This window comes from Nannocystis punicea, from assembly GCF_026965555.1.
GTDB classification, from domain to species: Bacteria; Myxococcota_A; Polyangia; order Nannocystales; family Nannocystaceae; genus Nannocystis; species Nannocystis punicea.
The window spans coordinates 7,568,236-7,595,000 of record NZ_CP114040.1 but is presented as its reverse complement, the minus strand read 5'-3'; the positions used below and the strand labels follow the sequence as shown (position 1 = coordinate 7,595,000).

Below are 26,765 nucleotides of genomic sequence, written 5' to 3'. Positions count from 1 at the left end.
GATGTCAGCGCAAGCGAAGCATCGAATCGAAGCCCCGGTAAACGGCGGCCGTAACTATAACGGTCCTAAGGTAGCGAAATTCCTTGGCGGGTAAGTTCCGTCCTGCACGAATGGCGTAACGACTTCCCCACTGTCTCGACCCGGGACTCAGCGAAATTGAAATCGGGGTGAAGATGCCCCGTACCCGCGGCAAGACGGAAAGACCCCGTGAACCTTTACTGCAGCTTGGCACTGGTTTTCGGACTTGTCTGTGTAGGATAGGTGGGAGGCTATGATGTGGGGCCGCTAGGTTCCACGGAGCCAACGTTGAAATACCACCCTGAGAAGTCTGAAAGCCTAACCGTGACCAGTGAGCCTGGTCCGGGACACTGCCTGGTGGGTAGTTTGACTGGGGCGGTCACCTCCGAAAGAGTAACGGAGGCGCGCAAAGGTTCCCTCAGGCTGATTGGAAACCAGCCGAAGAGTGTAAAGGCATAAGGGAGCTTGACTGCGACTCATACAAGAGGAGCAGGCACGAAAGTGGGCCTTAGTGATCCGGTGGTTCTGAATGGAAGGGCCATCGCTCAACGGATAAAAGGTACTCCGGGGATAACAGGCTTATCACGCCCAAGAGTTCACATCGACGGCGTGGTTTGGCACCTCGATGTCGGCTCATCGCATCCTGGGGCTGTAGTAGGTCCCAAGGGTTTGGCTGTTCGCCAATTAAAGCGGTACGCGAGCTGGGTTCAAAACGTCGTGAGACAGTTTGGTCCCTATCTGCCGTGGGCGCAGGAATCTTGAAGTGGAGCTGTCCCTAGTACGAGAGGACCGGGATGGACAGACCCCTGGTGTTCCGGTTGTTTTGCCAAGAGCATCGCCGGGTAGCCATGTCTGGAACGGATAACCGCTGAAAGCATCTAAGCGGGAAGCCAACCACAAGATGAGGATTCCCTGAAGGTCCGTCGTAGACGACGACGTTAATAGGCCGGGTGTGGAAGCGCGGTGACGCGCGGAGCTAACCGGTACTAATCGACCGTTCGGCTTGACCTTGGGCGCCGCTCCCGTGTGGCGCGTTTGAGGTCCGAGGTTCCGAGCGATACACGCACGAGGGTCAGTAGGACCCGCTCCGAAATGGAGCCCCGTGCACAGCGCACAATCTCTTTGCGAGCCCCGAACCGCCTCGCGCGGTCAGTCTCGCAGCTCGTCGACAAGTTTTGCTGGTGGCTATGGCGGAAGGGCCACACCCGATCCCATCCCGAACTCGGTCGTTAAGACTTCCAGCGCCGATGGTACTGCAGGGGAGACCCTGTGGGAGAGTAGGACGCCGCCAGCGCTATGCCCCCTTCGAAAGAAGGGGGCTTTTTTATTTGGGTCTCGCTCGCGCGCGGCCGCCTGGATACGCCACGATTTCGTGGAAGGGCCCGCGCTGCAGGCCTCCCCCTTCGCCTGGCGGTGCTTGGGCACTCAGGGGCGAGAGCCGACAGCGGATGGACCCGTGGCGGTGCGACGGGAGCAGGCTCGAGTTCGTGTCCCGGGCGGGTGCGGGCTGCAGGTGCCGGTTACTTGGCGATCGGGATGAACTTCACCGCACCGCCGGCGATCTCAAGGATCTCGGCCGGGCCGCTGGCATCGCCCGCAGCAGCTCCCACCCGCACGAGTTTGCCGTCGCACATGACGGCGTCGATCTTCTCGGCGGCGGGGCGGGCGATCACGAGCCGCTTCACCGCGAGGTCGGTGACGACCTGCTCGACCACCTCGCAGGCGGGCTCGTTGCCGCGGAGGCGAGGTGTCCGCGCGGGGCCAGGGCCTGCGAGCATGTCCGGCATCATGGCGATCTCCCCGAGCATCCACTTGGTGCTCTCGTCGTTGATGTTGTCGATGCCCTTCTGGACGTGCTCGCCGAGCAGGCCGGCGTGGGCGAAGACGCTGTCGCCGGCGACGAGGATCAGCTTCTGCTCCGACAGCTTCTTGGCGGTGGGACCACCGGAGGCGAACACGGCGGCCCGGCCGCGCTGATTGGCCGGCAGGCTCTCGACCCGCGGGTCGTCGCTCTTCTCCTTGGCGTAATCCTTGAAACCCTGGGCGTGGACGATGTCCTTGAAGTTGAGCGCGACGTTGAGGATCTCGTTCTCGCCGGTCAGACGGTAGAGCGCGCCCCCGGCGGCCTGCGCCTGCGCGGCGAGGTCGTCGAGGAGGGCGAGGGTGGCCTTCTCGTCCTTGCTGTTGCCGAATTGATTGCCGAGCTGGACGACGACGAGGTCGCCCCCGGTCCACTTGCCGGCGTCGTCGATCACGCCGGCCGTCTTGAGCGCGGCCTTGGTGGCGACCAGGTCGCCATTGAGCGAGCCGATGACGACCGTGCGGCCCTTGGGATCGGCGACCCGCGACTTCTCGCTGGCGGGAGCCCGCGGCCGCGGCTTCTTCGCCGCGTCCGTGGCGGGTTCCTCCTTGGCGTCGGCCTTGGCCTCGACCTTCTTCTCGTCGGTCTTGGGAGCCGTCTTGGTGTCGCCTCCGCAGGCGGCGAAGGCGAAGGCGAAGACGAGGGCGGAACGGGGCAGGAGGGCAGACATGGCACCAGAGACTACACCGGCGAGCCGGGCTCCGTCACCCGTCGCAGGCTTCGTCGTCCTGGGCGGCCCTTTTCAAAAAGGGTCGGTCCGCCGCAGATCGGTCCGCCTGCGTGCCGTCATGGGGTACACAGGCGACGGCTGTCCTTGGAACAAGTTCCATGGCTGCGGCTCGTTCGGGCGTAAGGCGGGTGCGGGCAGAACTCGGAGGCCGGCAGCGAGGTTCGGCTCGTCGTGCGCAGTTCGGGGTCCGTCCGTCGGGCAGAGCTGGGGAGCACGAGGCAGCGAGGTCCGGTTGTCCGTGCACACGCAGGAGATTGCTGCTGTGAGCGTCGAGGGCCGCGAGGGCAGTCGCTGGCGAGCTCGCGGGTGAGACGTGGAATGAACCGACGGGCTGGTGCCGATCGATTCGGCGTGGGTCTCGGGGAGCTCTCGCACGGCCGCGCGCTGGAAGTGTTCGGCAGCGGCGACGAACGGCTGGCCCTCGGAGGAGGTGGACGAGCTCGAAATGGTCGACGAGAGCTTCGGAGCGATGCGGGTGGAGAGAGCGGCTCTGCCCGGGCGGAGCGCTCGCCGACGCGCTCGCCGATGACTCGCGGCCGAGACGGAGCTCGTCGACGGAGGTGCAGGCAGCGGCCTCGCGCCGGGTTTTCGGAAGATGTCCTCATGAACATGTTCGAAAAGGCATGTCTCGCTGGTTCGGCGAATCGACGGGCCCGCGGTCGCCGTACCCCCCGCAGGAATCACGGGGATCCCGCGCGTGCGCGGGGTGAAGGCCCGCGAGGACAGGAGTCGGCGCACGACGGGGCGAGGGCACGGTGCGCGGCGGTCGGGCGGCCTCGTGCGGGATCGTGATACTGTGCGCGGAGATCTTGGAGGCGACCATGCGCAAGTGGGCGAGCATCGTGAGCGGAGCGCTGTGGATCGGGGCCTGCAACGGGTCGGGGAACGAGACCGGCGCGGCCAGCGAGACGTCGTCGTCGACGGGGACCACGGCGACCGGCACGACCACGACCGGGACCCCCACGGGACCGACCGAGCCGACCACGACGACGCCGACGACGACGGACGAGGCGACGACGGCGACCGATACGACCGGGGTCGAGGGTGGGTGCGCAGACACTGCGCCGCCGGACATGCCGATCGCGTGGGACAAGGGCCAGCCGGACATCTCCGGCTGCGCGACGATCCGCGGCCTGCGCGAGGTGAGGGCGATCATGCATCTGCACTCGCACCACTCGCACGACGCCTGCGACGGCGACCCGCAGCCGAACGGGGTGCCCGACGAGGATTGTCTGGCGGACCTCCGCGCGGGGCTGTGCACGCCGCGGATCGACGTGGCGATGCTGAGCGATCACCCGGTGCACGCGAGCGAGGCGGCCTACGAGGAGCTGCTGCTGATGCGCGGGATGGACGAGCCGATCCTGGGCGACGGCGGCACGCCGATCGCCAGCTGGTTGAAGTGCCCGGACGGGCACAAGGTCATGGTGCTGCCGGGGATCGAGAGCGCGGAGATGATGCCGTTCGGGCTCGAGAAGCACGTGACCGACGTGTACGGCACGAGCTCGCCGGCGGCGTTCGCGGCGATCAAGGAGGCCGGCGCGCTGGCCTGGGTGGCGCACACGGAGGGCCGCGACGTCGCCGAGCTGGCGACGCTCGGGCTCGACGGCATCGAGCTGTACCAGCTGCACGCCAACCTCGACCCCGACATCCGCATGCAGGACCTCGGGCTCGAGGACGACGACTACTTCGCGGCGATCATCCCGTTCTTCCTGCAGCCGGGCCGACAGCCCGACCTGGCGACGCTGGCGTTCCTGCTGCCCAACGAGCCGTCCATCGTGGCGCTCGAGACGCTGGGACAGACGCAGCGGCTGACGATCTCGGCCGGCACGGACGCGCACCAGAACGTGTTCGACAGCATCGCCACCGACGGCGAGCGCGGCGACTCGTACCGGCGCATGATCCGGTGGTTCAACAACCGCATCCGCACGGCTGAGCTGACGCCGCAGGCGGTCAAGGCGGCGCTGCGCGCCGGCAACAACCACATCGTGTTCGAGTCGCTCGGCACGCCGGTCGGGTTCGACTTCCACGGCGAAGGGGCGGCGGTGGTCGAGATGGGCGCCGAGGTGTCGCTGGCCGGCGGCCCGCTCACGCTGCGGGCGGTGCTGCCGACGCTCGACCCGCGCAGCCCGCAGGGCGCGGAGGCGCCGGGGGTCCGCGGCGTGCTCTACCGGGCGACCGGAGACCAGCGCGAGGAGCTCATGACCTGGTCGAGCGGACAGATCGAGGTCGAGGCCCCGGGCCCCGGCGTGTACCGCGTCGAGGTCTGGATCACGCCGAAGCACCTGCTGCCGTACCTCGGCGACGCGCTCGAATACGCCGACATCGAGGCGCCGTGGATCTACAGCGGCGCGCTGTTCGTTCGGCCCTGATTGTCAGCACATGTCTAATAAGACAGCCGGAGGCCCGGGGGCCTCCGGCTGAATCGTCGGATCAGAAGTTGTACTCGGCGTTGGACGGGTCGAAGTCGAGGTCGGTGAGGCCGACGTTGATCTTGGTGTCCTGGAAGCCGTAGTCCTCGAGCAGGTCGCCGTCGGCGTCCCACACCTGGATCCGCGTCGGCATCTTGGTCTTCACGTCGAAGCAGATCTTGGCCCGCGCGGCGTAGTAGACGCTGAACACGCCGCCCGCCGGGGTGCGGGCCTCGACACAGCGGCTGCGGGCGCCGTGGACGACCTTCTCGCCGAGGTCGAGGTAACGGACGCCGTCCTGCGGGCGCGACTCGCTGAGCCGCGCGTCGCGGGCGATGACGCCGATCGCGTGGCCGAAGTGGGCCTCGGTGATCATGTGGCGGTTGCCCTGCATCGCCATGCTCGAGTCGGGGCGCAGGTTGACCGTCATGTCGGGGAAGGAGCCCTTGTGGGCCCGGATCTTGTCGTCGTTCCAGCCCTTGGCGTAGATGACCTCGCGGGTCTGGTTCACCTCGCCGGTCCACTTGAGATAGATGTCGAGCGGCTTGCGGAACTTGACCTGGAGCTCTTCGCGCGGCATCAGGCGGCCTTTGACGCGCTCTTGCTTGTACATGGTGGTGGTGTAGTCGTGGACCTGCTCGAACGCCTTCTCCATGTCGAACACGAGCTGGCGGATCTTCGCAGCGTCGGCCTCGACGCCGGCGACGGCGGCGGGCTCCTCGGCGCGAGCGACGAGCGCGGCGCCGGCGACGACCGTGACCGCCGCGATCAGCGACGGCACATGACGCGTAAGCCATTTCATGGGGTGGAGCTTTTGCATGGCTTTCTTCCTCTCGTCAACCGCGGCGGCCCCGCAAATGAGCAAGAGCGAGCGCGACCGCAGATAGACGTTGTTCGGGGGGGCCGCTGCGACGCCGGCCCCCAGGCCCTATTCACGCGCGGGCGGGCGCCCGTGCGAACGCGCCTTATGTCATTTGTGGCTTATCCCGTGCGGATCATTCGAATGCGCGATGTCGTGCCCGGGCGCGAATCGGCGCAGTGCGTATCGCAGGCCCCGCGGATTGTCGGGCGGCCCGCGTGTTCAACGAATGATAGCGACGATCAGCGCTTCAGCACCTGCAGCAGGTTGCTGTACGCGTCGGTCCACAGCGGATAAGGCGCGTCGGGGTCGATCTTGGGCGCGAGCGCGTTGATCAGGTCGGGGCTGTTCATGTCGGCCTCACGGCGGGCGAGCAGCATCCAGTCGCTCTGCCACACGACCTCGTCGTTCTCGAGGTCCTCGACGTACTCGACGTGGAGCCCGAGCTTCTCGCCGATGCCGCGCACGACGGGGTCGAGGTCGAGGTAGCGGTTCGAGATGTGGACGGCGAGGATGCCGCCCTCGCGCAGGTGGCGGAAGTAGAGCTCGACGGCCTCGACCGTGAGCAGGTGCGCGGGGATCGAGTCGCTGCTGAACGCGTCGATGGCGAGCACGTCGAAGCCCTGCGGCTGCTCGCGCTCGAGCGCGACGCGGGCGTCGCCGATGACGACGGCGACCTCGCCTGCGCACTGCTGCAAGTACGTGAAGTAGGGCTCGTCGCCGGTCGAGAGCGCGACCACGGCCGGGTTGATCTCGTAGAAGCGCACGCGGTCGCCCGCTCGCCCGTAGCTGGCCATGGTGCCGGCGCCGAGGCCGACGACGCCGATGTGCAGGCGCTCCCCGGCGAGCCGCCGCGGGTGCTTCTCGACGGCGAGGCCGACGCCGCTGGTCTGCCCGTAGTAGCTCGTGGGCGCGGAGCTCAGCGGCTCGCTCTCGAACTGGATGCCGTGGGTGATCCGGCCGTGGCGCAGGCGCGTGTACGCGAGGTTGCCCCCGCTCGCCCGGTCGACGCGGAGCACGCCGAAGAAGTTCCGCGTGACGACCATGTTGTCGTCGAGCTGCTCGCGCATGTGATAGACGAGCGCGCCCGCGAGGGCGAGCGACCCCACGAGCACGCCGAAGGCCGACAGGGCCGACAGCCACAGCCGCTGCGGCCAGGCGCCGCGGTACAGCACGTACATCGCCAGGGCGAAGCCGACGAACAGCGCGATCGGCAGCTCCCAGAACTCGGGGAACAAGAGCGGCGCGACCACGCCCGTGAAGATCCCGCCGGCCGCGCCGCCGGCCGAGACGATCAGGTAGAACTGCGTCAGGTACTTCGGGTCAGGTTTCTGCCGCACCAGCTCGCCGTGGCAGACCATGCAGTAGGCCAGCAAGGTCACCAGGTAGATGACGAGCTGCAGGACCATGCCGGCGTAGACGCCCGCGAACAGGGCGTAGGTGGCGGCGCCGGCGCCGAGGACGAGCAGCGGCAGCCACAGCGCGCGGACGTAGCTGCGCTCGTACTCGAAGCAGAGGATGAAGCTCAGCAGGTAGAGCGCGAGCGGCAACATCCACAGGAACGGGATGACGGCGACCTCCTGGCTGATCTGGCTGGTGGTCGCCAGCAGCATGGTCGAGGGGATGGTCGCCAGGGCGAACCACAGCAGCCGGCGACCGCCCGAGGGCTTGCTGTCCGATCCGACATGTCCCGAAGGCTTGGCCGGCGCGGGCGCGGCCCCGGCCAGCACGGCACAGGCGGCGCAAGCGACCGCGAACACGAAGAAGCCGATCGACCACACCCAGCCCTGGCCGGCGATCGGCAGGGCGGGCTCGAGCGCGAACGGGTACGAGAACATGCCGAGCAGCGAGCCGAGGTTCGACAGCGCGTACAGGCGGTAGGGCGAGACGCCGGGGCGCACGCGGGCGAACCAGCTCTGCAGCAGCGGGCCGGTGGCGGCGAGGACCAGGAAGGGCAGGCCGACGGTGAAGGCGAGGAGGCCGAGGATGGCGAGGATCGGGCTGGCCTCGGCGTCGGGCTTCCAGGCGTCCGAGGGGCTGATCGGCGCCGGCCACACGAACGCCCGCACGAGCAGCAGCACCGCGGCGAGCGCGAGCGCGGCGAGGTGGATGTCGCGCTGACGCGCCGGCGTGAACCGGTCGGCGAGCAGGTGGGCGTAGCCGTAGCCGCCGAGCAGCAGCAGCTGGAAGAACAGCATGCAGGTGGTCCACACCGCCGGCGCGCCGCCGAACCACGGGAGCAGCTGCTTGCCGAGGATGAACTGCACGAGGAACAGCAGGAACGCGCCGAGCCCGATCGCTACGGCGAACAGCGCGGAGGAGGCGGGGGTGCGGGCAGGGGCGGGCACAGCCGCGCGAGAGTACTTCAATCGCGCAGGCGACGGCCACGCGGCTCGTGCTGCTCGACGTGCTTCGCTGCGCGTTCCGCCGCATGAGGCCGGCCGACGCGCCGCGCGAGGGTCGGGCGCCGGCGGAGATCCGCCGCGAATTCGCGGACCCAGGGGCTTGCACGGGCGCCCGGGGCGGTGCGAAGCTCGCTTCATGGTCGCGTTCATCTGCCTCCGCTGAGCCCCGCCGCCGCCCGCGTGCGCGTCGGCTCGGCGCGTGCGTCGGCGATGACGGCCACGCGCGAGGCGCTGGAGCCGTCGCCGCGCATGTGGGCGCGCTGGCCACGGTGGCTGCACGCCGATGCGCTGTGGCCGACCCACACGGCGCTCGTGCACGGCGACCTGCACCCGGCCACCTGCTGCTCGCCGACGACGCGCGCGTGAGCAGGGTGCTCGACTGGACCGCGGCGCGGGTCGACGACCCGTCGATCGATCTGGCGCTGCTGCTCGGTGGCTTCGGTCGCGACGCGCTGGTGCGGCTGATCGAGCGCTTCGCGGCGGCCGGCGGGACCACCTGGCCGGGCCTCGTCGAACACGCGGCCGAGCGCTGGGCGGCGTTCGCGGTGCTGTCCGCCGAATGGGCGCTGCGGATCGGCCACACCGAGGCAATGGCGCACGCGCGGGCGCACCTGGCGACGGTCGAATCCGCCGCCGGCGATTGATCACAGTCGACGAAAGCGAGCGCGCGGCGATTGTCGGGACCGTCCCGCGAGCGCCGCGCGCGATTCGGGCCGGTAGCCGCGCGTTGGGGCCGTGGGACCCCGAACGTGCAATGATCACAGTTGGGCTGGCTCGAGAATTGCTGCGGTCGCGGCCGCGGCTCTTCTCCAGGGGCGATTCGCCGGCGCGCTCGCCGTGTGCACAATCGAGCGCGGCCGTATGATGGCTCTCGGACGCTCGTCCGCGGTGATTTCGGCGCTCCGTGCTGTGAGTCGCATTGCGGCACACAGCACCCGCGCTACCCCCGAGACATGCGAACTGCATCGATCACCGCAACGCTCCTGGCATTGCTGCTCGCTCCCTTCGTCGCCGCGCCGAGCGCCGATGCGGCCGAAGATGCCGCGGGGGCGCCGAGCACGGCGCCGACGGTCTCGAAGCGTGAGCGCGAGCGCGAGTACGACGGCGGCCTGGCGAAGGCCTCGCGCTGCATGGCGGCCTGCCACAACCGCGGCACCGGCCGCGACGCCTGCCTGCAGTCGTGCGCCAAACGGGCCGAGCGCGTCGTCAACGCGCCGACGCCGGCGACGCTCGAGCAGCTGTCGGCGTGCCTCGACGACTGCTACACCGACACCTCGTTGCGCAAGACCGACCGCGAGACCTGCAAGCTGACGTGCGAGCAGATCGCGACGCTGTCGGGCCCGAGCAAGCAGCGCTGAGGGCTCAGGTGAACGGGGTGACCAGCGGGGCCAGCTCGAAGCCGTCGAGGGCGACCTTCGCCGAGTCGCCGGGCTGCAGCGCCGCGACGCCCTCGGGCGTGCCGGTGAAGATCAGGTCGCCCGGCATCAGCGTCATGCAGGCGCTGATGTACGCGAACAGGTACGGCATGTCGAACACCATGTCGGCCAGCGGGGCGGATTGTTTGGCCTGTCCGTTGAGCCAGCCGCAGATCCGGGCCTCCGCCGGCGGCACGAACCCGGGCGGGGTGAGGCGGATCCAGGCGGCGAGCGGGCCGAAGCCGTCGAAGCCCTTGGCGCGGGTCCACTGCTTGTCGCGCTTCTGCAGGTCGCGGTTCGAGACGTCGTTGCCGACGGCGTAGCCGGCGACGTGCTCGAAGGCCCGCTCGGCGGCGACGTGGCTGGCCTTGCGGCCGACCACCACGACGAGCTCGCTCTCCATGTCGATGCGCTCGTAGCCGCGGGGCAGCTGCACCGCCTGGCCCGACGGCACCAGGCAGCTCGGCGGCTTGAAGAACAGGAGCGGCTCGGTCGGGACCTCGTTGCCGAGCTCGGCCGCGTGGGCGCGGAAGTTGCGGCCGACGCAGATCACCTTGCTCGGCCGTAACGGCGCCAGCAGCTCGAGCGCGGCGATCGGCGCTCGCAGGCCGCCGGCGCGCGCCTCGGCGGCCCGCTGCCACGGGTCGCCGTCGTCGTCGGCGAACGGATCGTCGATCTCCTCGGCGACGTCGTCCGGACCGGGCGCAGCGCCGCGCGTCCGCACTCGCACCGCCCGCGCACCTGCCGCTCCGGGCGCCCGGGCGCGCCCGAGCCACAGCACCTCGTCGTTGCCTCCGCTGGTCATCGCCGCGATGCTGCCCGCCTCGCCGCCCGCGCGCAAGTCGGCGCCCGCCGCCGCGCAGGCCGCCGGGCGGCCTTGTCTCGCCCGCCGGGGCCGCTATCCTCGCCCCCCATGCCCAAACGCCCCCGGGAGCTCGCGTGAGCCGCTTCGTCCGCCGCGCCCTCGTCGGCGTCGCGCTCGGCGTGCTGGTCTACGCGGCGGCGGTGCTGTGGGTCGACGCTGGACGTGTCCGAGAGGCCATGTCCGAATATACATGGTCGATGGTGCTGGCGGCGCTGGGGCTGTCGAGCGTCAACTACCTGCTGCGCTTCCTCAAGTGGGAGCTGTGCCTCGGGTGGCTCGGGGTCCGCAGGGCCGGGCCGGGAGCCGCGCCCGGGCTGTCGTACGGGCGCTCGCTGCTGGTCTACCTGGCCGGCCTCAGCATGTCGGTGACGCCGGGCAAGATCGGCGAGGTGCTGCGCAGCTACCTGTTGCGCGAGACCGACGGCGTGCCGTTCACCCGCACCGCGCCGGTGGTGGTCGCCGATCGCCTGACGGACCTGGTCGCGCTGGTGGTGCTCAGCCTGGTCGGGATCGCCGAGCACCGCGAGTACCTGCCGGTCGCCCTCGTCACGCTGGCGCTGGTGGTCGCCGGCGTGGTGGTGCTCGGCAGCCCGCGGCTGTGTCGCGGCCTCCTCGCGCTGCTCGGCCGGCTGCCGCGGCTGCGCGGGCTGGTCGCGCGCGCGGAGGGCCTGGTCGACAGCAGCGCGGCAGTGCTGCGCCTGCGGGCGCTGGTGGTGCTGAGCGTGATCAGCGTGGCGGGCTGGGGCCTCGAGTGCGTCGGCTACTGGCTGATCTTGCACGGCTTCGCCGGGGTCGAGGCGAGCCTGTCCCTTTGTACATTCTTGTGGGCGACGACGACGCTGATCGGCGCGCTGAGTTTTTTACCCGGCGGGCTCGGGGCGACGGAGGGCTCGCTGGCCGTGCTGGTGGCGCGACTGGCCCACGGGGTGACGCAGCCGATCGCGCTGGCGTCGACGATCCTCATCCGCGCTTGCACCCTGTGGTACGGCGAGGTGGTCGGCGGGGTCGCGCTGGCGGTGCTGATCCGCCGCGGCCCCGGCACGCGGCAGGCGTGCGTCGAGCCGACCGCCGGGCCGCAGTGACGACGCGCCGTGCGTCGCCAGGCGCCGGTCGGCAGGAGGCTGCACGCGGCGCACTCCACGGTCCTGTCCGCCGCGAGCGGAGCGGCCCGCGCCGCGGTGTTGCGAGGAGTCTTCCGTGACGGTTCGGCGGGGTTGATCCGGACCGGATCAACCCCCGTGTCGGTGGGCCGGACGAGCGACGCCAGCGTCGACCGTCCGGGTGTGACGCGAGCCGTGAAGCCGCACCGAGGCGCTGCAGCACCTCGTCGGGTGCACGCGCTCGCGTCATGCGAGGACGGGCGGCGCGCTCGCCAGCGCGCGGGTCTCCGCGGTCCCCGCGAGTACGCGGCCACATGCCGCGCGACGCACGAAACACAAGCCGGTCGCTGTTCAGAGGCCGCGCGCTTGTTCTCCGTTGGATCAAGCGGGTGTTCTAGGTTGTCGTCATGCAGATCGTCCTCGACAGCTTCAACCTCACCGCCGCCGAACGCCTTCTTTGCGAGACCGCCCTCCACACCGCGGGCAGCATCGTCGAAGCAGCCAAACTGCTCGGTATCACCCGGCACGCGCTCAAGCGGCGCATCATCAAGCACAACATCCGCTGGATCCGCGACGTCGGTGCCCGGCCCGGCTTCGGCGACTCCGCGCCGCGCTCGTCCGCGAGCGTCGCCGGCGTCGCCGCGATGACCGCGTGAACCATTGAAGACCGGGGGCGGCTCCTCAACGCCTCTCGCGCGGCCCGTCGCTCCGGCGTCGGGCCGCTGGTCATTTAAAAAAGGGCCGACGGACGAGGACCAGCGGACCTGCGCGATCGAGCATGTCCTCGGGGGCATGGGCTTCAGGAAATGTCCGATGGGACATGTCCTTCGGTGGTGTACGAGCTTCAGGGCTTGAGCGCCTGGCCGAGGGCGGGCTGGGCCTCGACGCCGCCGTGCAGGCGCTTGCCGAAGGTGCGGCCCATCTCGTACTCGAGCTCGATGACCTGGGTGGCGCCGACTGCCTGGAGGATCCGCGACTCGCGGGCGGAGCGGGAGCGGGCGACGATGTCGCGCACGCCGACCTCCTTGAGGGCGGCGAGGGTGAGCACGGTCGCCTCGAAGTTCTCGCCGATGGCGACGATGGCGGCGCGGCACTTCTGCGGGTCGATGGACAGCAGCGCCTGGGGATCGGTGGCGTCGAGCTCGATCGCGTAGGCGACCTTCTGCTTGACTGCGTCGACCATCGCCATGTCGCGGTCGACGGCGATGACTTCGGCGCCCTGCTCGGCGAGCGATTCGGCGAGGGCGGCGCCGAAGCGCCCGAGGCCGATGATGAGGTAACGGCTCTGTGCCATGGCGACAGCTTACCCGACCGGGAGGTCCTCGCGGGCGAGGCGGTGGCGCGAGTGGGCGGCGGCTCGGTCGGCGACGGCGAGGGCGATCGTGAAGGGGCCGACGCGGCCGAGGAACATCGCGGCGGTGAGAATCAGCTTGCCGGCGACCGAGAAGGAGCCGGTGATCCCGGTCGACAGCCCGACGGTGGCCAGCGCCGACACTGCCTCGAAGGCGACGTGGAGGAACGGCAGGTCCTCGGTGAGGCTGAGCAGGAGGACGAAGGCCATCAAGAGGCCGCCCATCATCACCAGGACGGCGGTGGCCTTGCGCACGACCTCGGGGGCGAGGGCGCGACCGGCGAGCTCGGGCTCGCGGCCGCGCAGCTCCGCGCGCAGGGTGGCGACAACGGTGGCGAAGGTGGTGGTCTTGATCCCGCCGGCGGTGGAGGCCGGGGCGCCGCCGATGAACATCAGCACGCACAGCACCAGCAGCGTGGCGTCGCGCATGCCGCCGACGCCGACGGTGTCGAGCCCGCCGCTGCGGGTGTTGGCGGAGATGAACAGCGCGGACCACAGGCGGTGGAAGATCCCGTGCTCGCCCGCGGGCGAAAGTCCCGACCCGAACTCGAGCGCGAGCACTGCGACGGTGCCGGCGACGATCAGCGCGAGGGTCGTCGACAGCACCACGCGCGTGGCCAGCGACAGCCGCGGCGGCGCCGGGGTGGCCGGCTTGACGACGCGGAGCAGGCGGCGCCAGCCGTGGCGGACGAGCTCGACGAGGATCGGGAAGCCGAGGCCGCCGACGATCATCAGGGTCATGACGACGGCCTGGACGCCGATGTCGCCGACGAACGCGCCCATGCCGCCCGGGAACAGCGCGAAGCCGGCGTTGCAGAACGACGACACCGCGTGGAACACGGCCGTCCACAGCGGCGAGGCGTCGCCGATCCGCGGGTCGCCGGCGAGCATCATCCACAGGAGGAGCGCGCCGATGGCCTCGACGACGAAGGTGCCGGCGAGGATGCCGACGACGATCTTGCGCAGGTCGGCGACGGTGCGGGCGTCGAGCATGGCGGCGTAGCGCAGCTGGCTCTGCAGCGAGCTGTTGTTGCTGAACGCCAGCGCCAGCGCGGCCACGGTCATGATGCCGATCCCGCCGAGCTGGACGCCGGTGAGGATCACGCCCTGGCCGAACAGGCTGTAGGTCGCGCCGAGGTCGTTGACCGCCAGGCCGGTGACGCACACGGCGCTGGCCATGGTGAACAGGGAGTCGACGAAGGAGGTGTGGGCCGCGTCGGTCAGCGACACCGGCAAGGTGAGCAGCAGGCTGCCGAGCGAGATCAGCGCGGCGAAGCTGCCGATCAGCATCATGGCTGGCCGCTGGGACATGTTCAAAAGGACACGTCCGGTGCGCTCGGGGGCGATCACCAGCGCGCCGGCGATCGCGGCCAGGGTGGTGAACACGAGGTCGTAGGTCTCGGCGGCCGCCAGCCGGCGATCGCTCAGCGGGCCGTCGAAGCTGTCGCCGAGGAGCAGGGCGCGGGCGAGGAGGAAGCCGAGCAGGGCGAGCAGCAGGGCGACCTCGAACCACACGACGCCGCCGAGGTTCGGGTCCTTGCGGCGGGTGGCGATCATCTGCCGCACCTGCTCGGCGACCGCGAGGGTGACGATGCCCATGCCGAGCATGACGAGGAGTCCGGTCCACGGCGAGGCGACGGCGACGTCGAGCGCGGCGACGGCGACGGCGACGACGAGGACGATCAGGCTGCCGATCGACACGGTGCCACTATATCGGCGCCGGCGGCCCGCGAGCCGCGCAGCAGGAGCGGGCGATTGCTCGGCGCTGGAGGGTCGATTTGAAATGGCGAAGTGGAGTTCGCGGATGATGTCGCAGCGGAGGTGGGCGACATCGAGACGATGTCACGGCGGCGGCTCGGCGAGGTCGCGACGCGGGCTGACGAGGTCGCGGAGGGCGGGAGCCCGGGTGAGAATCGATGATCGACGTGCGAGGTCGCTGCGGGCTCGCGGGGCGTCAGCCGACCGGGAGGTCCTCGCGGGCGAGGCGGTAGCGCGGGGACGTCGCGGCGCTCTCGCCGACGGCGAGGGCGATCGTGAAGGGGCCGACGCGGCCGAGGAACATCGCGCCGGAGATGATCAACTTGCCGGCGACCGTCAGCGAGCCGGTGATGCCGGTGGACAGGCCGACGGTGGCCAGCGCCGAGATGGCCTCGAGCGAGAGCTTGAGGAACGGCTGGTCCTCGGTGAGGGTGAGCAGGAGGATGATGCACAGGGCGATGCCGCTCATCATCACCAGCACCGCGGTGGCCTTGCGCAGGACCTCGGGGGCGATGGCGCGGCCGCCGAGCTCGGGCTCGCGGCCGCGCAGCTCGGCGCGCAGGGCGGCGACGACCGTGGCGAAGGTGGTGGTCTTGATGCCGCCGGCGGTCGAGGCGGGCGAGCCGCCGATGAACATCAGGGCGCAGGTGACGAGGATCGTCGCGTCGCGCAGGACGGCCATGTCGTAGGAGTTGAAGCCGGCGGTGCGGGTGTTGACCGAGGCGAACAGGGCGGCCATGAAGCGGCGGCCGAAGCCCTGCTCCGAGGCGGGCACCAGGGCGTTCGAGAACTCGAGCGCATAGATGGCGACGGTGCCGGCGACGATCAGCGCGAGGCTCATCGACAGGACCACGCGGGTGGTCAGCGACAGGCGCGCGGGCGCCGGCGCGGAGGGCTTCACGAGGCGGACGAGGCGACGCCAGCCGTGGCGCACCAGCTCGACCATGACCGGGAAGCCGAGGCCGCCGAGGATGATGAGGCCCATGATGACCGTCTGGACCCCGAACTCGCCGGCGAACTGGGTGATGCTGCCGGGGAACAGCGAGAAGCCGGCGTTGCAGAAGGCGGAGATCGAGTGGAACACGGCCATCCACAGCGCCGAGTGCTCGTCGAGGCGCGGGTCGCCGACCAGCAAGAACCACAGAAGGAGCGCGCCGATGGCCTCGACGATGAAGGTGCCGGCGAGGATGCCGACGACGATCTTGCGCAGGTCGGCGACGGTGCGGGCGTCGAGCATGGCGGCGTACTGCAGCTGGCTCTGCAGCGAGCTGTTGTTGCTGAACGCCAGCGCCAGGGCGGCCACGGTCATGATGCCGACGCCGCCGAGCTGGATGCCGGCGAGGATGACGCCCTGGCCGAACGGGGTGTAGACCGTCGGCACGTCGTTGACCGTCAGGCCGGTGACGCACACCGCGCTGGCCATGGTGAACAGCGAGTCGACGTAGGAGGTGTGCGCGGCCTCGGTCAGCGACACCGGCAAGGTCAGGAGCAGGCTGCCGACCAGGATCATCGCGGCGAAGCTGCCGATCAGCATCATGGCTGGCCTCTGGGACATGTTTAAAAGGACATGTCCCGTGCGCTCGGGGGCGATCACCAGGCCGCCGGCGACCGCGGCCAGAGTGGCGAACACGAGGTCGTAGGTCTTGAGGGCGGCGACCCCGCTGGCTTCGAGGGTGCCGCCGAACTGGCCGGTGAGCGCGAGGGTGCGCGCGAGCAGGAAGCCGAGCAGGGCGAGGAGCAGCGAGACCTCGAACCACAGCACCCCGGCGATGCCGGCCGCCTTGCGGCGGGCGAAGATCATCTGCCTCACCTCCTCGGCGACCGCGAGGGTGACCCCGGCCATGCCGAACACGATGACGAGGCCGGTCCAGGAGGAGGCGACGGCGACATCGAGGGCCACGACCCCGAGGGCGACGAGGAGGACGAGGACGCTGCCGATCGACACCGCGCCACTATACCTGTCGAGACCGATAGACTGGGCCCACATGCGCGCTCGTCCCGCCCCCGGCCTCGGCCTCGTCCTCGCCCCGCTGATCCCGCTGCTGCTCGCGCCCGCCGGCTGCGCGAGCTCGGTCTGCTCCAAGGTGCAGGCCGACCGCGCCGCGTTCACCCGCCGCGCGGCCACGCCCGGGCCGCACCTGGCGCTGGCGGTGCCCTACGCGACGCTGAGCCAGAGCGTGCAGCGCTCGCTGGCCGGAATGCCACAAGTGCGGCTGCCGCTGCCCGACCTCGGTCCGGTCGATCTCGGATCGCTCGCGGTGGCGATCCGCAGCGTCGCGTTCCGCCCGGCCCCGGCCGGCAGCGTGGGCGCGCGCGTGACCGTGGCCCTCACCAGCCAGGGCAAGCCGGTCACCGCGCTCGAGCTCGACGCAGTGATCGCGCCGCGCCTCGACCCGCGCGAGGGCAGCGTGCGCCTGCGCCTCGGCGCCGCCGACCTGCGCGAGGTGAGGCCGAGCCTGCCGCCGGCCGAGCGCAAGCGGTTCGCCGAGTTCTTGCTGTCGATCGTGCCCGGGGCCGCGCGCGCGCTGGTCGGGCGCGAGCAGGTCGAGGCGCTGGCCGAGACCTTCCTGCGCGAGCTGGTCGGCGGGCGCTGGCCGCAGATCCGCGACAACCTGCTCCAAGGGACAGACGACCTGGTCGACGTCGAGATCGACCTCGGCGACGTCCCGCTGACGAAGATCGAGCTGAAGAGCGGGGCGGCCGACCTCGAGCTGTGGGCCCACGCGGCGCTGCCGGCCGCGGCCCTGTCCTCGGGGACAGCTCGCCCCGCGGGCAGCGACGCCCGCCTGGTCGGCCTGCGGATGTCGGGCGGAGTGGCGGCGGCGCTGGCCAACCGGGCCATCGCCAGCGGCCAGATCCCCGAGCGCTACAACCGCGACGGCGCCCCCGACCCGCGCGGCGAGCTGGTCGCCGGCGTCGACTGGCGGGCGGGCGAGCGGCCGCTCAAGGTCCACGCGTGGAGCACCGAGGGCACCTGCGCCCGCCTCACGTTCGGCGGCACGCCGAAGGTCGGGGCCCGCGGCGGCGAGCTGGCGGTGGACGTCGCCGACGGCACGCTCGAGGAGGTGACCGGCGCGCTGCGGGTGCGCGCGGCGGTGTGGTTCTCCGGACTCGGCCGTCAGACCTTCACGATCAGCGAGTCGGTCGCCGACGCGATCGAGTTCGAGATCCTCGGCGTCGACTACCGGGCCCGCGTCGTCGCGGCCGCGGTGTCGCCGGCCGAGCTCGAGTTCTCGCTCGCATTGGCGGAGGCCCCGCAGCCCGCGACACCCCGTCGGTGATCCGGAGGAGGGAGTGATCCACCGTGAGCCGCTGCACGCCACGCGAGGACGAGCGCAGACGCGCCGTCGGCTGCTGCCGTGATTGTGTTGCCCCTTACAAAAACTACAATGTGACAGTTGTCCGAAGGACGAAACCGATCTCTGCTGGCAGATTTATCCACAGATCCAATTGTGGCGAATTCGTGCCTTCAGGGCACGCTAGCGCGCATCGGGTGGGATCGGTGTCCACCCCGGGACGGGCGCCTCGCCGGGCCCGGCGGTCGGTGTCGGCGGGGTCGGCGACGGCCTGCGCTTTCCGAGTACCGAAAGCGAACCAGTGTGCATATAGTCCGGCCGTACAGCCGCTCGCGGAATCGACCGCGGCGTCACCATGGAAGCTGCTCCATGAAACAGCCGATGCGAACGAGAAGCCGCCGCTGCCCCCCCAAGATTCTGGGCAACACTGCGCAGGCCCCTCAGCCGCTCCGCTCGCTCGCCCGGCCGAGCAGCACGCTCGGAGCCGCTCCTCCCTCGGGCCGCCCCGGTGTTCGCAACTTCCCCAGGCAACGGCACGCAGCACCCCTCGGCGAGTGTCATCGCTCGATCGCCGTCGCCAAGTACCTCGCCCGTCGCAACGAGGTCGCCGCCAAGGCCGAGACCGCTAGCACCACCGGCCGCAAGGGCAAGCGCAAGCCCTGGCGCGGCCGCCCAGGGCAAGAGGCCCCGGGGCTCGCGCACAGCCCCGCGGTGGCCCGCCCCGCCACTCCGCCGCGTGAAGCCGGCGCCAACACCCCCGACCTGACTCCGTGGACAGCTCGTCGCAATGCCGCCAGGTCGTGCGTGCGCGACCGCGTCCACCCGGCCCGCCCGCGGCCTTCGCGGGTCCTCGCCGAGCTGGTGACCGACGCCACGCCCTGAGCGAGCCCACAGTTTTTGGACGAGGCGCACCAAGGGCGGCCCGGGCAATGGTGCTCGGGCCGCCCCCGTCCAATTTGCCGTCCAATTTTGGGCCCTGACGCGCGGACTCGAGCGCGCAGTACTGTCCTGGACTTGCGGACATGCCGCAGGGGACATGTCCGGCGTGACATGCGCTATCGGGCATGTCCCGTAGTTCAGCTCGGTGGCGCCCTCCGCTCGGGTACGAAGCGCAGCGACAGGCCGAGCAGCACCGCCGCCGCGGCGAGCACGGTGCGGTCGTCGAGGCGCTCGCCGTGCCACATCGCGGCGGTGGCGGCGGCGATGATGAACTGGACGTTGATGAACAGGCCGACCAGCGAGGTCGGCAGGCGGCGCAGGGCGTAGAGGCTGAGGATGTAGGCGACGGCGGTCGGGCCGACGATGACGAGCGCGCCGAGCAGCCACACGTGGCCGGGGACGGCGGCGAGGTCGACGGCGAGGAGCGCGGGCACGCCGACGACGGCGATCATCGGCAAGGAGCAGGCGTAGATCGCGGCCGAGAGGATCAGCGGGTCGGTCGTCTCCGACACCCGCTTCGACAGGGCGAGGAACACCGAGTAGGCGGCGGCGTTGCCGAAGATCAGGAGGTCGCCGCACAGGACGGTGTCGCTGAAGCGGGCGGCGATCTGGCCGTCGCGGGTGCGCAGCCAGGCGCCTGTCCCGACGGCCAGCTGGTCGACGCCGAACAGGGCGGCGATGCCGACGGCCCCGAGCGCGACGCTGACGAGCTTGCGCCGGGTCAGCCGCTCCTGCCCGAGCAGCACGCCGAGCGCGAGCGTCTGCGCCGGCACCGTGGCCATGACCAGCGCGCCGTGGACGGCCGTGGAGCGCTGGATGCCGGCGTTGAACAGCAGCTGGTTCAGGACCACGCCGAGCAGGCCGAGCACGCCGAGGAGACCCCAGCCGCGCCGCGGCCAGGCCTTGCGCAGGACCAGCGCGGCGCCGACGAGGAGCACGGCGCCGCCGAACTGGCGGATCGCGGTCCAGGCGATCGGGTCGAGGTACGCGGTGATCTCGCGCGCCGCGCTGTAGTGGGTGCCGAACAGCAGCTGCACGACGAGCAGGGCGGCGACGGCCCTGGCGGTGTCCTGGCCGGAGGTCGGTTGCAAGTGGCGAGACGGTAGCGGACGCGGTGGTTCCGGTCGAGGTCGGCGCGAGGCCTACGCGCGATCGTCAGGCGTAGCGAGGTCCGCGACGAGTCACCGGTCCGCGTTCACCGAGCGCTCGCAGATGCAAGCGTGGCGCGGCGATCGTGGCCCGGCGGCGCCGCCGACGCGAGCGGCTCGCGGACGTTCGTCACCGCCAGACGCGTCCGGGGGCAGCGGCCGCTCTGGCGAATCGTCCATTTGTCAGGAGAGCTCGCCGGACAGGTGCCCGCATTTCGGAGGCGCCGGTGAATCGCGGCACTCTGCGCGAATCGTCGGCGAGTGAATGAGCGGAGTCCGGCCAGTGCGGACATCGTCGGCGGGTGCCCTGATTCGCCGCGCCGACCGGCGGGTCCGCGCAGGGCAGGCGCCTACGGCTCCAGCGCGCAGGCGCCGCCCCCCGCGGGCCACCCTCCGTATTCGTCGCTCACGTCCTGGCAGGTCTGCCCGGGCAGCTCACAATCGAAGGCGGGGTCGTCGAGGGCGCAGATCTTGGAGCAGCAGAAGCTGCCCGGTGCGCAGCCCGGGACGTCGCTGGCGCTCATGCAGGCGAGCGACGGAGCGCAGTCCAGGTCCCCCGTGCACGGCTCTCCGGGCCCGGCGTGCGGAGGAGCGGAGTCGGGGATGCACGCGAAGTCGTACGCCCCGTACTCCAGGCTGCAGCGGAACCCGAGCGGACAGTCCTGCACCAGCGGGTCGCACACCTGGACGCAGTGCCAGTGCGTGCGACCGCCGGTGCATATCGAGCCCTCGGGGCAGTGCGTTTGTTCGTAGCTGCCCATGCACATCGCCACGCACAGGCCGTGGTAGCCGTCGCCGTTCGGCCAGCACATCAGGGACTTGTCGCAGTCGTCCTGGCCCGAGATCCAGCTGTACTCGGGGTCGGGCACGAACGTGCATGGCTCGCCGAGCTGCTGCGGATCCCGGTCCAGCAGGAAACAGAAGCTGCCTTGCTCGTACGAGCTGGACCAGGCGCACTTCTGTCCTTCGGGACAGTCCTGGGCGAACACGTCGCAATCGACGGGCCCGCCGCCGTCGGGGAGAGGCGGCGCGAGGAAGCTGCCGCCGTCGCTGGTCGAGGCGGCGCTGCTGCTGGCGTCGGCGCCGGTCGTCGTGCTGGTGATACCGGTCGTCGGTGTGCCCGCGGTGGTGGTGGTCCCGGTCGTGGTGCTCGCGCCAGGCGTGTTCCCGCTCGACGTCGAGGACACGGCGTCGGAGGGCGAAAGCTGGAGAGTACAGCCGACGAGGGTGGTCAAAAACGGCCAAAGCGACCAATGCATTCGATAATATTTCCGTTAAAACATACAAGACGCATCGTCGGCGTTTGCGGGTAGACGCGCGAAAGCGCGCCAAGCCGTGAGGCCCGACGCGCTGGCGCGAAAAACATGTCCCGCAGGACATGTCTCTTGCGACTACTTGTTGTGGAGCTCGCCGCGGCGCAGCCGCTTGTACAGCTCGAAGGCCTCGCGGATGACGACCAGGGCCTCGGCGGTGCCGAGGATGTCGTCGATGACGACGGTCTTGTTCTCGAGGATCTTGTAGTCCTCGAAGAAGCGCCGGACCTCGCGCATGACGTGGTGGGGCAGCTGCGACTGGTCGGTGTACTCGTTGAACCACGGATCGTGGGTGCTGACGGCGACGATCTTGTCGTCGATGCCCTTGTCGTCGCGCATGCGCATGACGCCGATCGGTCGGGCAGTGACGATGCACAGCGGGTGCACCGGGCTCTGCTGCAGCACCAGGATGTCGAGGGCGTCGCCGTCGTCGCAGTAGGTGCGCGGGATGAAGCCGTAGTTGGCGGGGTAGTGCACCGCGCTGAACAGCACGCGGTCGAGGCGGAGGAAGCCGGTCTCCTTGTCGACCTCGTACTTGTTCTTGCTGCCCTGCGGGACCTCGATCACCGCCGGTACGTGGGGGAGCTGGCCTTCGTCGACATAGATGTCGTGCCAAGGATGCATCGCGCGGAGCGTGGTGCGGACCCCCTCCGCCTGTCAAGCAATCGCGCGTGAATCGCCGCGCGCGAGGCCGCGGCGACGTCGAGGCCGTCGCCGCGGAGGATCGGCCTCACGCGGCTCCGGCGCGGAGCGCGGCGAGATCGCGCGCCGACGTCAGCCGCGGATCTGCAGCCGCTTGAGCGCCTGCCGCAGGCCCTCGCCCGACATCTCGGCGGCCCGGGCGGCCTTGGCCTTGGTCGGATGTTGGGCGAGCAGGCTGGTGAAGTAGAGCCGCTCGAACTCGTCGACGGCGCGGTCGTGCGGCAGCAGCAAGAGGCCGTCGTGGACGACGACGCGGCGCGCGCTGGCCTCGGGCGCGAGCGACAGATCGTCGGCGGTGATCTCGGGGCCGTCGGCCATGACGTGGGCCCGCTCGATGACGCTCTTCAGCTCGCGCACGTTGCCGGGCCAGGTGTGGGCCTGCAGCGCGGCGCGGGCCGACTGCGACAGGGTGCGCGGCTCGCCGGCGCCGGCGCAGCGGCGCAGGAACAGCTCGGCGAGCAGGAGGACGTCGTCCTCGCGCTCGCGCAGGCTGGGGACCTCGACGCGCACGTCGGCGATCCGGAAGAACAGGTCCTGGCGGAAGCGGGCCTCGGCGACCATCGCCCGCAGGTCGCGGTGGGTGGCGCACAGGACCCGCACGTCGACCTTGCGCGGGCTGCGTTCGCCGACCCGCACGACCTCGCCCTCCTGGATGACGCGCAGCAGCTTGCTCTGCAGGTCGAGCGGGAGCTCGCCGATCTCGTCGAGGAAGATGGTGCCGCCGTCGGCCTCCTCGAAGCTGCCGGGGCGGTCGCCGACGGCCCCGGTGAAGGCGCCCTTGCTGTGGCCGAACAGCACGGCCTCGGCGAGCTCGCGCGGGATGGCGGTGCAGTCCTGGACGATGAACGGGCCGGCGCGCCGCGACGAGCGGTGATGCAGCGCGCGCGCGACCAGCTCCTTGCCGGTGCCGGTCTCGCCGCCGATCAGCACGCGCAGGCGATCGCCGCGGGTGGCCAGCCGCTCGAGGGTGGAGAACAGCTCGCGCATGGCGGCGCTGCGGCCGTACAGCTCGTCGAAGCGGTCGATCAGCGGCAGCGCGATCTGGACGTCGTCGGTGCCGAGCAGGCGGAAGGTCGACTGGCCGGCGCGAAATACGGTCTGCGCCGTCAGCCAGACCTCACGCACGCGCACGTCGCCGACGTGGACGCCGTTGGTGCTGTCGAGGTCGCGCAGCAACAGGCCGCGCGGGGTGACGGCGATCTGGAAGTGGTTGCCGCTGACGTGGGTGTCGGTCAGGACGATGTCGTTGACCTCGTCGCGCCCGGCCGTGATGAGCCGCCGATCGGACAGGTCGACGTGGAACTCCTTGCCGCGATCGGGCCCCTCGAGGACGCGCAGGTTGACGCGCCCGAGCCGCTGGTAGGTGCGGGAGAACTGCGGGACGGCGGCGGTCGGCTCGAGCGGTTTCTCGCGGGGAGTGCTCACTGCGGAACGGTGACTCCGGCGCGCAAGGTACCATGCGGCCGCGCAGACCGGCTAGTGCCGCGGCGGGAGCATTTCGAGCAGCCGACGGGCTGGCGAGCGATGCGGCCGGCGTGGCGGGGCGCCGCTCGAAATTCCCGGGGTCGCGGCAGACGTGCGGCGACCCGCCATCCGCGCTGCCTCGTTCGTCCTCGCCGCGCCGGCCGCCTCGCGCGTCGCTCGCGAGTGAGCCCGATCCGCGCCTTTTTCGCGGAGCCGCCGAGGTCGCTATCTGTCCCTGGGGGCAGCACTCTGGGTCGCGATGTTTCCAGGCTGGCCCCGAGGGCATGTCTTCAAGGACAGTCGCTCAGGCCGGGTCGATGCGGGCCGGGTCCGGGGGGCTGGCGTAGAGGCGGGCGACGTCGGCGGCGCGGCGGCGGAGGACCGCGCGCTGATTGATATAACCCTTGTCGGTGATCTCGCCGGCGTCGATCGCGGGCGGCTCGGCGAGGACGACGGCGGCGGCGAGCTTGCGGCTGCTACTGCCGGGGTTGGCGGCGTTGTGGGCGGCCAGCGCGGCGGCCAGGTGGGCCCGGATCCGCGGGTCGGCGGCGTACCTGTCCGCAGGGACATCCGGGGCGATGGCGCGGCAGCCGTCCGGGTTCAGGAACACCAGCGCGCCGGCGGCGGCCCGGCCCTCGCCGGCGACGACGACGTCCTGCACGAGCGGCGCGGCGGCGGCGATGAAGGCGACCCGCAGGGCGCCGGCGCTGACCCATGTGCCGCTGGTGAGCTTGAAGTCCTCGGCGACGCGGCCATCGAAGACCACGCCCTTGCGCGGGTCGGCGGGGTCGGCGAGGCGGCCGGCGTCGCCGATGCAGTAGTAGCCCTCGTCGTCGAAGGCGTCGGCGGTCAGCCGGGGCTCGCGGTGGTAGCCGGGCGTGACGTTGGGCCCGCGCACCCGCAGCTCGAGCTTGCCCTCGCGCGGGACCAGCTTGAGCTCGCAGCCGGGCGCGGGCAGGCCGATGACGCCGGCGTGGTCGATCGGGTAGTGCACGCTGGTGACGAGCGGCGACGTCTCGGTCGAGCCCCACGCCGAGGTCATGAGCACGCGCCCCGCCGCGCCGGCCTTGTCGGCCACCGCGGCCAGGCGGGCCCACAGGTTGGGCGGCAGGGCGGCGCCGGCGTAGAAGATGACGTCGAGGCGCGAGAAGAACCGCTCGCGCAGGTCCTCGTCGCGCTCGAGGTAGGGCAGCAGCACCTCGAAGCCGCGCGGGACGTTGAAGTAGAGGGTCGGCGGGACCGCGCGCAGGTTGTCGACGGTGCGCTCGATGAGGCCGGGCGCCGGCTTGCCCTCGTCGACGTAGAGCGAGCCGCCGTGGTAGAGCGCCATGTTGAAGTTGTGGTTGCCGCCGAAGGTGTGGTGCCACGGCAGCCAGTCGACCAGCACCGGCGGGTGCGCGCGCAGGAACGGCCAGCACTGGGCGATCGCCTGCTGGTTCGAGCACAGCATCCGCTGGGTGTTGATCACGCCCTTGGGCCGGCTGGTCGAGCCCGAGGTGAACAGGATCTTCGCCACGGTGTCCGGGCCGGTGGCGGCGTGGGCGGCGTCGGCGTGCTCCAAGGAGCATGTCTCGGAGAGCAGGTCGGAAAGGACAGCGTGGGCGGAGCCCGGGTCGCGGCCGACCACCGCCGGGGCGCCGACGGCCGTGAGCGCGCGGGCGAAGCGGGCGCCGTCGGTGGCGAACACCAGGCCGGGCTCGACCTGGGCGGCGATGTGGCGCAGGTTCTCGAGGTCCTGCGAGACCAGGCTGTAGGCCGGCGAGACGGGGACCGCCGGCACGCCGACGTACATGGCCGCCAGCTGCAGCAGGGCGTTGTCGACGCTGTTGTCGGACAGCAGCAGCAGCGGGCGCGCGGCCGTGAGCCCGCGCGCCAGCAGGGCCGCGCCGAGCCGGCGGATCTTCGCCCACGCCTCGCCGTAGGTCAGCTCGAACAGCTGCCCGTCGCGGCGCTCGCCGAACAGCACCCGCTCGGGCGCCTCGTCGGCCCAGCGGCGCAGCGCGGCCGCCAGCGTCGCCGGGTACGGCCGCAGCGGCTGCGGCGAGCGCAGCTCGAGGACGCCGCCCTCGCGGTAGGTGACGACGACCTCGGCGGGCGCGAGCGCGAGGGACAGGGGCTTCGGGTCGTCGGTCATGGCTCCTCGGCGCGGGCGGTTCGAAGGTGGTGGAAGTGACATGTTCAAGAGGACATTTCCGGAAGGACATGTCCTCGAGGACAAGGGAGGAGGGCTCAGCCGCAGGCCCAGCGGCCGAGGGTCTGGAGGCCGTCGGGGCCGCGAGCCTCGAGCGACAGCGAGAAGGCGTCGTCGCCGTAGGTGTTGAGGTAGAGCTCGCGCGGGCCGTCGCCGTCGAGGTCGAGGGCGCCGAGCAGGGCGTAGCGCTCGCGGGTGTCGGCGCGCGAGCGCAGCAGCACCGGGGCGCCGGCGGGCGGGACGAGGAACAGGCCGCTGAAGCGGAAATCGGCCTCGGCGTCCTTGGGATCGGGGACGACCGCGGCGACGACCTCGTCGGGGACGCCGTCGCCGTCGAGGTCGAGGCTGGCGCGCTGATCGATGCGCGGCTTGATGGCCTTGAGGCCAGGTGCAGCGGCGCCGATGGCCTCGGCGATCCGCGCCCGCAGCTCCTTGGGCGCGTCGCGGTCGACCTCGGGCGGCGGGGTCGGCGTGACGTAGATCAGCGCGTCCTTGAGGCCCGCCGGGACGACGGCGTCGCCGCGAAGGGCCTCGCCTGGGGCGTCGATCACGAGCGTGGGCTCGGGTGTGGTGACCCCGGGACAGGCAGCGACTGCGCGGCCCACGACCTTCGCGGCCGCGCCGCTCATCAACCACACCTCGGCGCCGACGGGGGCGAGATCGAGGCAGTCGGCGCCGCCGGCGAATTGTTTGCTCGCGTCGAGGAAGCAGGCGAGCGGCGAGAGGCCGAATTCGCTGGCGACCAGCAACGCGCGGCCGGTCGGCGGCGGGGGAGGTTCGGGCGCGGGGGCGGGGGCCGGCGCGGGGGCGGGGGCCGGGGCCGGGGCAGGAGGCGGGGCTTCGCCGCCGCAGCCGACGAGGAACGAGACGAACAGCGCGAGCGGGACGGACCTCATGGCCGCGGCACGATACCATGTCCGGCTCGCCGCCCGCGGCCGCCCG

Annotated in this window: 21 protein-coding genes and 2 rRNA genes (1 of these 23 running past the window's edge); 10 read left to right on the top strand and 13 right to left on the bottom strand. The window is 71.0% G+C overall.

Annotated elements, in window-relative coordinates; all coding sequences use genetic code 11:
* Both O0S08_RS29180 and rrf read left to right on the top strand, forming a co-directional pair.
* Window positions 1-1,029: ribosomal RNA gene (locus tag O0S08_RS29180) — 23S ribosomal RNA — on the top strand (it extends 1,914 nt beyond the left edge of the window).
* A gap of 166 nt (window positions 1,030-1,195) precedes the next feature.
* Window positions 1,196-1,312, top strand: a 5S ribosomal RNA gene (gene rrf / locus O0S08_RS29175).
* A gap of 226 nt (window positions 1,313-1,538) precedes the next feature.
* Here rrf and O0S08_RS29170 read toward each other — a convergent pair.
* On the bottom strand, window positions 1,539-2,549 hold the full coding sequence (locus O0S08_RS29170) for a metallophosphoesterase family protein (RefSeq protein WP_269032615.1): 1,011 nt from the start codon (window positions 2,547-2,549) through the stop codon (window positions 1,539-1,541).
* An 881-nt stretch (window positions 2,550-3,430) separates the two neighbouring features.
* On the opposite strand from O0S08_RS29170, the gene O0S08_RS29165 reads away from it, so the two are divergent.
* Window positions 3,431-4,978, top strand: coding sequence for a CehA/McbA family metallohydrolase domain-containing protein (locus O0S08_RS29165; protein ID WP_269032614.1), 1,548 nt, complete (start codon window positions 3,431-3,433; stop codon window positions 4,976-4,978).
* Between the two features lie 61 nt (window positions 4,979-5,039).
* Here O0S08_RS29165 and O0S08_RS29160 read toward each other — a convergent pair whose 3' ends face one another.
* Together O0S08_RS29160 and O0S08_RS29155 are read right to left on the bottom strand one after the other, a co-directional pair.
* On the bottom strand, window positions 5,040-5,819 hold the full coding sequence (locus tag O0S08_RS29160) for a DUF1571 domain-containing protein (protein WP_269032613.1): 780 nt from the start codon (window positions 5,817-5,819) through the stop codon (window positions 5,040-5,042).
* Between the two features lie 299 nt (window positions 5,820-6,118).
* Window positions 6,119-8,224: a fused MFS/spermidine synthase gene (locus O0S08_RS29155; protein ID WP_269032612.1), complete on the bottom strand. Its 2,106-nt coding sequence runs from the start codon at window positions 8,222-8,224 to the stop codon at window positions 6,119-6,121.
* 267 nt (window positions 8,225-8,491) lie between these two features.
* Here O0S08_RS29155 and O0S08_RS29150 point away from each other — a divergent pair, with 267 nt between their 5' ends.
* The 3 genes from O0S08_RS29150 to O0S08_RS29140 all read left to right on the top strand — a co-directional run bounded on the left by O0S08_RS29150 (window position 8,492) and on the right by O0S08_RS29140 (window position 9,639).
* A complete protein-coding gene (locus O0S08_RS29150) occupies window positions 8,492-8,647 on the top strand; it encodes a hypothetical protein (RefSeq protein ID WP_269032611.1) in 156 nt (51 codons plus the stop codon).
* Complete coding sequence (locus tag O0S08_RS29145; RefSeq protein WP_269032610.1) at window positions 8,644-8,925, top strand: phosphotransferase; 282 nt, start codon at window positions 8,644-8,646, stop codon at window positions 8,923-8,925. Before O0S08_RS29150 ends, O0S08_RS29145 begins: the two co-directional genes overlap by 4 nt.
* Before the next feature lie 309 nt (window positions 8,926-9,234).
* A complete protein-coding gene (locus O0S08_RS29140; protein WP_269032609.1) occupies window positions 9,235-9,639 on the top strand; it encodes a hypothetical protein in 405 nt (134 codons plus the stop codon).
* 4 nt (window positions 9,640-9,643) lie between these two features.
* Here O0S08_RS29140 and O0S08_RS29135 read toward each other — a convergent pair whose 3' ends face one another.
* The gene (locus O0S08_RS29135; protein WP_269032608.1) at window positions 9,644-10,501 is read right to left on the bottom strand and encodes a fumarylacetoacetate hydrolase family protein; all 858 of its coding nucleotides are present in this window, start codon (window positions 10,499-10,501) and stop codon (window positions 9,644-9,646) included.
* 134 nt (window positions 10,502-10,635) lie between these two features.
* Between O0S08_RS29135 and O0S08_RS29130 the strand changes: the two genes are divergently transcribed.
* Both O0S08_RS29130 and O0S08_RS29125 read left to right on the top strand, forming a co-directional pair.
* A complete protein-coding gene (locus tag O0S08_RS29130; RefSeq protein WP_269032607.1) occupies window positions 10,636-11,643 on the top strand; it encodes a lysylphosphatidylglycerol synthase transmembrane domain-containing protein in 1,008 nt (335 codons plus the stop codon).
* A gap of 425 nt (window positions 11,644-12,068) precedes the next feature.
* Complete coding sequence (locus tag O0S08_RS29125; RefSeq protein ID WP_269032606.1) at window positions 12,069-12,317, top strand: helix-turn-helix domain-containing protein; 249 nt, start codon at window positions 12,069-12,071, stop codon at window positions 12,315-12,317.
* A 188-nt stretch (window positions 12,318-12,505) separates the two neighbouring features.
* Here the strand turns inward: O0S08_RS29125 and O0S08_RS29120 are convergent, their stop codons facing one another.
* The 3 genes from O0S08_RS29120 to O0S08_RS29110 all read right to left on the bottom strand — a co-directional run bounded on the left by O0S08_RS29120 (window position 12,506) and on the right by O0S08_RS29110 (window position 16,715).
* Window positions 12,506-12,955, bottom strand: coding sequence for a potassium channel family protein (locus O0S08_RS29120; protein WP_269032605.1), 450 nt, complete (start codon window positions 12,953-12,955; stop codon window positions 12,506-12,508).
* 9 nt (window positions 12,956-12,964) lie between these two features.
* Window positions 12,965-14,713 (bottom strand): TrkH family potassium uptake protein, encoded by a 1,749-nt coding sequence (locus tag O0S08_RS29115; RefSeq protein WP_269032604.1) that lies wholly within the window; start codon window positions 14,711-14,713, stop codon window positions 12,965-12,967.
* 253 nt (window positions 14,714-14,966) lie between these two features.
* A complete protein-coding gene (locus O0S08_RS29110; protein WP_269032603.1) occupies window positions 14,967-16,715 on the bottom strand; it encodes a TrkH family potassium uptake protein in 1,749 nt (582 codons plus the stop codon).
* A gap of 40 nt (window positions 16,716-16,755) precedes the next feature.
* Here O0S08_RS29110 and O0S08_RS29105 point away from each other — a divergent pair, with 40 nt between their 5' ends.
* A complete protein-coding gene (locus tag O0S08_RS29105) occupies window positions 16,756-18,051 on the top strand; it encodes a hypothetical protein (RefSeq protein ID WP_269032602.1) in 1,296 nt (431 codons plus the stop codon).
* 396 nt (window positions 18,052-18,447) lie between these two features.
* A complete protein-coding gene (locus tag O0S08_RS29100) occupies window positions 18,448-18,948 on the top strand; it encodes a hypothetical protein (RefSeq protein ID WP_269032601.1) in 501 nt (166 codons plus the stop codon).
* 194 nt (window positions 18,949-19,142) lie between these two features.
* On the opposite strand, the gene O0S08_RS29095 is transcribed toward O0S08_RS29100, so the two are convergent.
* From O0S08_RS29095 to O0S08_RS29070, 6 genes are all read right to left on the bottom strand, one after another.
* A complete protein-coding gene (locus tag O0S08_RS29095) occupies window positions 19,143-20,096 on the bottom strand; it encodes a DMT family transporter (protein ID WP_269032600.1) in 954 nt (317 codons plus the stop codon).
* Between the two features lie 407 nt (window positions 20,097-20,503).
* Window positions 20,504-21,340, bottom strand: coding sequence for a hypothetical protein (locus O0S08_RS29090; protein WP_269032599.1), 837 nt, complete (start codon window positions 21,338-21,340; stop codon window positions 20,504-20,506).
* A gap of 204 nt (window positions 21,341-21,544) precedes the next feature.
* Window positions 21,545-22,090 (bottom strand): inorganic diphosphatase, encoded by a 546-nt coding sequence (locus O0S08_RS29085; protein ID WP_269032598.1) that lies wholly within the window; start codon window positions 22,088-22,090, stop codon window positions 21,545-21,547.
* Between the two features lie 150 nt (window positions 22,091-22,240).
* On the bottom strand, window positions 22,241-23,593 hold the full coding sequence (locus O0S08_RS29080; RefSeq protein WP_269032597.1) for a sigma 54-interacting transcriptional regulator: 1,353 nt from the start codon (window positions 23,591-23,593) through the stop codon (window positions 22,241-22,243).
* 343 nt (window positions 23,594-23,936) lie between these two features.
* On the bottom strand, window positions 23,937-25,766 hold the full coding sequence (locus tag O0S08_RS29075) for a feruloyl-CoA synthase (protein WP_269032596.1): 1,830 nt from the start codon (window positions 25,764-25,766) through the stop codon (window positions 23,937-23,939).
* A gap of 95 nt (window positions 25,767-25,861) precedes the next feature.
* Window positions 25,862-26,719, bottom strand: a complete 858-nt coding sequence (locus O0S08_RS29070) for a hypothetical protein (RefSeq protein WP_269032595.1) — start codon at window positions 26,717-26,719, stop codon at window positions 25,862-25,864.
* Window positions 26,720-26,765 lie beyond the last annotated feature (46 nt).

What these genes read in the sequence shown, in the direction of transcription:
- O0S08_RS29170 (WP_269032615.1), bottom strand. Translation starts at nt 2,549, where the DNA reads ATGTCTGCCCTCCTGCCCCGTTCCGCCCTCGTCTTCGCCTTCGCCTTC.
- O0S08_RS29165 (WP_269032614.1), top strand. Translation starts at nt 3,431, where the DNA reads ATGCGCAAGTGGGCGAGCATCGTGAGCGGAGCGCTGTGGATCGGGGCC.
- O0S08_RS29160 (WP_269032613.1), bottom strand. Translation starts at nt 5,819, where the DNA reads ATGAAATGGCTTACGCGTCATGTGCCGTCGCTGATCGCGGCGGTCACG.
- O0S08_RS29150 (WP_269032611.1), top strand. Translation starts at nt 8,492, where the DNA reads ATGACGGCCACGCGCGAGGCGCTGGAGCCGTCGCCGCGCATGTGGGCG.
- O0S08_RS29140 (WP_269032609.1), top strand. Translation starts at nt 9,235, where the DNA reads ATGCGAACTGCATCGATCACCGCAACGCTCCTGGCATTGCTGCTCGCT.
- O0S08_RS29135 (WP_269032608.1), bottom strand. Translation starts at nt 10,501, where the DNA reads ATGACCAGCGGAGGCAACGACGAGGTGCTGTGGCTCGGGCGCGCCCGG.
- O0S08_RS29125 (WP_269032606.1), top strand. Translation starts at nt 12,069, where the DNA reads ATGCAGATCGTCCTCGACAGCTTCAACCTCACCGCCGCCGAACGCCTT.
- O0S08_RS29120 (WP_269032605.1), bottom strand. Translation starts at nt 12,955, where the DNA reads ATGGCACAGAGCCGTTACCTCATCATCGGCCTCGGGCGCTTCGGCGCC.
- O0S08_RS29105 (WP_269032602.1), top strand. Translation starts at nt 16,756, where the DNA reads ATGCGCGCTCGTCCCGCCCCCGGCCTCGGCCTCGTCCTCGCCCCGCTG.
- O0S08_RS29100 (WP_269032601.1), top strand. Translation starts at nt 18,448, where the DNA reads ATGCGAACGAGAAGCCGCCGCTGCCCCCCCAAGATTCTGGGCAACACT.
- O0S08_RS29085 (WP_269032598.1), bottom strand. Translation starts at nt 22,090, where the DNA reads ATGCATCCTTGGCACGACATCTATGTCGACGAAGGCCAGCTCCCCCAC.
- O0S08_RS29075 (WP_269032596.1), bottom strand. Translation starts at nt 25,766, where the DNA reads ATGACCGACGACCCGAAGCCCCTGTCCCTCGCGCTCGCGCCCGCCGAG.
- O0S08_RS29070 (WP_269032595.1), bottom strand. Translation starts at nt 26,719, where the DNA reads ATGAGGTCCGTCCCGCTCGCGCTGTTCGTCTCGTTCCTCGTCGGCTGC.